1 protein-coding gene is annotated in these 658 nt (G+C 47.4%); it reads left to right on the forward strand.

From position 1 onward, the window contains the following. The coding region (locus tag BCT11_RS25125; RefSeq protein WP_241909059.1) for a flagellin at positions 1 to 658 on the forward strand (658 nt) is incomplete at both ends.

Raw genomic sequence — 658 nt, forward strand, 5'->3', positions numbered from 1 at the left:
TAAACCGTATCGCTGAAACGACATCTTTCGGTGGTAACCGCCTACTTAACGGTACTTACGGCACTCAGTCTTTCCAAATCGGTGCGGACAACGGTGAAGCAGTAATGCTTAACCTAAAAGACATGCGCTCAGACAACCAAATGATGGGCGGCGTGAGCTACCAAGCTGAAAACGGCAAAGACAAAAACTGGAACGTTGCTGCTGATAAATCAGACATGAAAATCAGCCTAACGGACAGCTTTGGTCAAGAACAAGAAATCAACATCAGCGCGAAAGCGGGTGACGATATCGAAGAGCTAGCGACGTACATCAACGGTCAAACAGACTTAGTAAAAGCGTCAGTAGACCAAGACGGTAAGCTGCAAGTGTTTGCGGGCAACAACAAAGTGGAAGGCGACGTTGAATTCTCTGGCGGCCTATCTGGTGAGCTAGGTCTAAACGACGGTAAGAAAGTAACGGTTGATACTATCGACGTAACATCAGTAGGTGGTGCACAAGAGTCTGTAGCTATCATTGATGCAGCATTGAAATACGTAGACAGCCACCGTGCAGAGCTAGGTGCTTTCCAAAACCGTTTCAACCACGCAATCAGCAACTTGGATAACATCAACGAGAACGTGAACGCGTCGAAGAGCCGTATCAAAGATACCGACTTCGC

The organism is Vibrio sp. 10N.222.52.B12, from assembly GCF_002875385.1.
Classification (GTDB): domain Bacteria; phylum Pseudomonadota; class Gammaproteobacteria; order Enterobacterales; family Vibrionaceae; genus Vibrio; species Vibrio jasicida.